The organism is Frankia sp. CgKIO3 (genome assembly GCF_977946435.1).
The window spans coordinates 1-4,214 of the sequence record NZ_CDWTMO010000246.1; the positions used below are offsets into that span (position 1 = coordinate 1).

A 4,214-nucleotide genomic window follows, 5' to 3' on the forward strand; every position below is an offset into this window, starting at 1 on the left:
GGGCCAACCTCGACTGGCTGGTCGCCGAGAAGAACGCCCACTACTTTACCGTGATCAAGGGTAGCCAGCCGATGTTGAAAGACGTCCTGGCCGCCCTGCCCTGGGCCGACGTCCCGACCGGCGACACCACCCGTGACCACGGCCACGGCCGGGACGAGACCCGCACCCTCGAGGTCGCCACCGTCGCCGGCCTCGACTTCCCGCACGCCACCCAGGCGATCAGGATCCACCGCTGGCGCAAGGAGAAGGACAAGGCCCCGACCTGCGAGACCATCTACATGATCATCGGCGTCACCGCCGAACAGGCCGAACCCGCCCTGCTCGCCGACCTTGCCCGCGGCCATTGGCACATCGAGGTCAAGCAGCATTATGTCCGAGACGTGACCTTCGGTGAAGACGCCAGCAGCAGCCGGACCGGCCGTGTCCCGGCAGCCCTCGCGATCTTCCGAGGCGCCGTGATCAACGCGATCCGCCGCGCTGGCTACCGCTACATCCCCTCCGGCCGCCGCGCCCACAAGAAAGCCACCGCCGCTCTCGAGCTCCATGGCTTCCCACGGCAAACCGGATAGACGGGAGACACCGCCGATTCCTGGACAGGTCACTCAGATCGCGAACATGCCGAAGCCTTGGTCGACCTTCTACGGGATGGCTCGCTGGCAGGGCGGACTGGAGAAGAAGCAGGCGTTCCTCGGGCGTCTCGTCGACATCGGCGCCGAACTGTTCGCTATCAGCGCGGCGGTCGTGCGGGCCCGGATGCTCGATGAGGAGGACGAGCCGACTGCGATCGACCTGGCCGACCTGTTCTGCCGGCAGGGAGGAAGCCAGAGGAAGCCAGGGGTTCGGGTCCCCGGGCCCCTACCCAGCTGACACGCTCGCAGACCCGCGGGTCCGGCCCCCGTCGCTGCGCGAGAAGCAGACGTGAAACGAAGTTTCGATACATCCTTGATAGGAAATGTCCATCCATCGTTCATTGGAACGTTGTTCCGTGCAGATAGGTTCGTGGACGTGACGATCAGGCCCAATGAGGCCGGCATGGCGAGCGTTGCTGACGCGCCACCTGGCACCCTTGCCGAACTGGTGCGGGGGCCGCCACGGTCGTCCATGCGTGCCTGAGTCCTGGGTCCCAGGGCCCCCAGACAGCAAAGATCGCTCTAGATCAAGATCTTTTGCTGCTCGCCCTCGGTTCGATCACCTACCCGAAGACTAGCTTCAACGACCCAACCCAAGCCGCCAACCTTGGAGCAGCGACATGTTAGCAGCGGGCCATTCAACAGTGCAGTCCTCTCGCGACGTCGATACCGCACTGCGCGCCTGGACCCAGCCCGGACAGCTATACCGCGGGCAGTTGCACTGCCACTCGACCGACTCGGACGGACTTCTGAGCGTCGAAGAAGTAATAGCTACATACCAGGCCGCCGGCCACGACTGGATCGTGCTTTCCGACCACTATGAAGCCACCTACGACTGGCGACTAACCGACACCACGGCGTTCTCCTCCGAGAAGTTCACCGCGATCGTCGGTGCGGAACTAAGCTCCGCCGCCTGGACCGACCGTCACTGCTATTGGGTTACCGCCGCAGGGCTCCCACTGGACTTCGCCCCACCGCCGGACGATAGCCCCGCCGCCCACGTCGATGCCATCATGCGTGCCAAAGATTCCGGAGCATTTCTGGTGCTGCTACACCCCGGGCTCAACAACCTACCGCTCGGTGCTGCCGACACAATTGCTGGGCTTCATGCAGTCGACGCAGTCGAGATCTACAACCATAGCATGGCCACCATGTTTCCGCACGGTGCTGACGGCAGCTACTTTTACGACGGCCTACTCGAAGCCGGCCACCGACTCTTCGTCGACGCCAGCGACGACGCCCACTTTGAGCACCCCGACAGCCACGGTGGAGGCTGGCTACAAGTACGAGCCGAGCGCAACAGCCCGGACACGATCCTCCAATCGCTAAAGGCAGGGGCCTACTATGCGACCCAGGGTCAAGAAATCACCGCGATGTCGGTTCGCGGCAACCAGCTTGACGTCCATACCAGCCCGGCACGCGCAATCGTGCTCGCCGGCGGCGGAGACCAGTGGCTGAACATACAACAACAGCTCCCGACCCCTCATGAGAAGATTACATCAGCCACATTTGATCTCAGTTCCTTTAGTGGCAAGTACTGCCGCGTTACCGTTGTCGCCCCCGATGGCCGCTGCGCCTGGAGTAATCCATTGTGGCCATAACGAGCTCTTCTTGAGGTCGGCGACGTCCTCACCGAGTGTCGTAGCTCGTATCTCCGCGTCTGATCTCGAGAAAGGCTATCTTCATGCGTGGACGTGTCGTCACCGCCGACGGGCGGGCCTGTCCCGGTGTGCTCGTCAGCGACGGCCGTACGGTCACCACCAGCGCGACGGACGGGACGTTCTTGCTGGCCGCGGCGGGGCCGTTCGTGTTCCTTACCCGCCCCGCCGGCTATGCCGCCGACCGCTGGTTCGCCCCGGCCGCCGAGGAGTCGGTGACGTTCACCCTCACCCCCGTCCCGGTTGCCTTCCCGTACCGGTTCGTGCACGTCTCCGACCTCCACCTCCGCGATCCGGCACTGGACCACACGCTGTTCTCACGGCCGGCGGAGCTGGGGTCGGCGCAGGCGTTGTCGGAGTTCCTCGCGAGGGTCACGGAACGCGCCGGGGAGGTGTCATCGGTGATCGTAACCGGTGACCTCACCGATTTCGGCAGCGATGAGGAGTTCGAGTTGCTGCGCGGGGCGGTGAGCACCAGCCCGCTGCCGGTACACCTGCTGCCCGGCAACCACGACCACATCGCGAACAACCCCGGGCTGTTCGACATGCGGATCGCCCGCACCGGCTACCTCATGCATTCCGCCGATCCCGCCGGCTACGAACGTAACCTGGGCCCGCGCTGGTACTCGTTCGATCTGCCCGGGCTGCACGTGGTCGCGCTGGACTGGCTCACCCACGAACTCGGGCTCGACCACGAGGCGCAGGACGCCTGGCTACGCGCCGACCTGGCATCGATCCCGCCGCAAACCCCGTGGATCCTGCTGTCCCACGACCAGCCGTGGCGTTCCGTCCTGGACGGGCTGCCACGCCCCCCCGCCGCGACGTTCTCCGGGCACCGGCACGTCTCCCGGGTGGTCGAGGTCGACGGCACCCTGCACGTGAGCACCCCGACCGCGCTATTCGGGTCGCTGGACTACACCCCCCCGTCGTTCCGGGTCGTCACTTGGGACGGGCAGAAAATCACCCTGCATACCCGGGCGGTGGCACCCACAGGCCTGGAACGGTCCACCTTCGAGATACCCGACCCGCCCCGCCACCCACCGCACGCCGCCACGGCAGTGGTGCGCTGGCGCCACCAGCTGACCGGGGCCGGGCACCGGGCCCCGGCCCGCCTCGACGGCGACGAAGTAATCATCGGGGTCAGGCACGAGGACCGCCCCGCCGGAGCCGTCGAACTGCTCACCCTCGCGGACGGTTCCCGCCGCTGGCTGGCCGAGCTGGGTTCCTCAGTCAAAGGCACCCCGGCGGTCTTCGCCGATTCGGTGATCGCCGTCGAGGTGGTCGGCGACGTGGTGAGCCTGGACCGTGTCACCGGGACGGAACGCTGGCGGGTACCTTCCCCCGACCCGCTGCGGTTGTTCGCCTGGACCGACCCGGTGGTGGCCGGCGGGCTGGTCGTGGTCGGTGACCTCTCACACCTGCGCGCGCTGGACGCGGCGACCGGCGAACTGCGCTGGGAACGACACGACCTGGCCCCCTACCAGACCCTGGTCGGGCACGCGATCCCCCTCATCGCCGGGGACACCCTGATCGTCGGCAGCTGCCCACTCCCCCGCGGGATGATCGGCCTCGACCTACACACCGGCAGCACCCGCTGGGGACCCGCCGGCGGCGACGGCGAACTCGCCGGCACACCCATCGGCACACCGTTGTACGACACCGAAAGCGCGGCACTGTACCTGCCCACACCCGGCCAGACGGTACGCCTCGATGTCACCAGCGGTAAGGCGAGATGGGCCACCGCGACCACCGCACCGTTCAACCCGGCCACCCCGGTAGCAACACCCTGGGGCCTCGCGGTCGCCGACGCCGGACGCGGAATCGCCCTGCTCGACTACGAAGACGGAACAACCCTCTGGCGCACCGACATCGACCCGGCCGGCCCGTTCGCCATGACCAGCTGCACCCGCACCCCACACCCCGTGTT

Annotated in this window: 4 protein-coding genes; all 4 read left to right on the top strand. The window is 66.7% G+C overall.

From position 1 onward, the window contains the following. On the top strand, positions 1–569 hold a 569-nt coding region (locus AC08OJ_RS18860; RefSeq protein WP_476596438.1), incomplete at its 5' end, for an ISAs1 family transposase. A gap of 46 nt (positions 570–615) precedes the next feature. Beyond that, positions 616–867, top strand: coding sequence for a hypothetical protein (locus AC08OJ_RS18865; protein ID WP_476594613.1), 252 nt, complete (start codon positions 616–618; stop codon positions 865–867). A 382-nt stretch (positions 868–1,249) separates the two neighbouring features. Then, on the top strand, positions 1,250–2,230 hold the full coding sequence (locus AC08OJ_RS18870) for a CehA/McbA family metallohydrolase domain-containing protein (protein ID WP_476594612.1): 981 nt from the start codon (positions 1,250–1,252) through the stop codon (positions 2,228–2,230). 83 nt (positions 2,231–2,313) lie between these two features. After that, positions 2,314–4,214 (top strand): outer membrane protein assembly factor BamB family protein (locus AC08OJ_RS18875; RefSeq protein WP_476596439.1); only part of this gene is annotated, 1,901 nt, incomplete at its 3' end.

Excerpts from the sequence above, each read along its gene's own strand:
- AC08OJ_RS18865 (WP_476594613.1), top strand. The coding sequence starts at position 616 with ATGCCGAAGCCTTGGTCGACCTTCTACGGGATGGCTCGCTGGCAGGGC.
- AC08OJ_RS18870 (WP_476594612.1), top strand. The coding sequence starts at position 1,250 with ATGTTAGCAGCGGGCCATTCAACAGTGCAGTCCTCTCGCGACGTCGAT.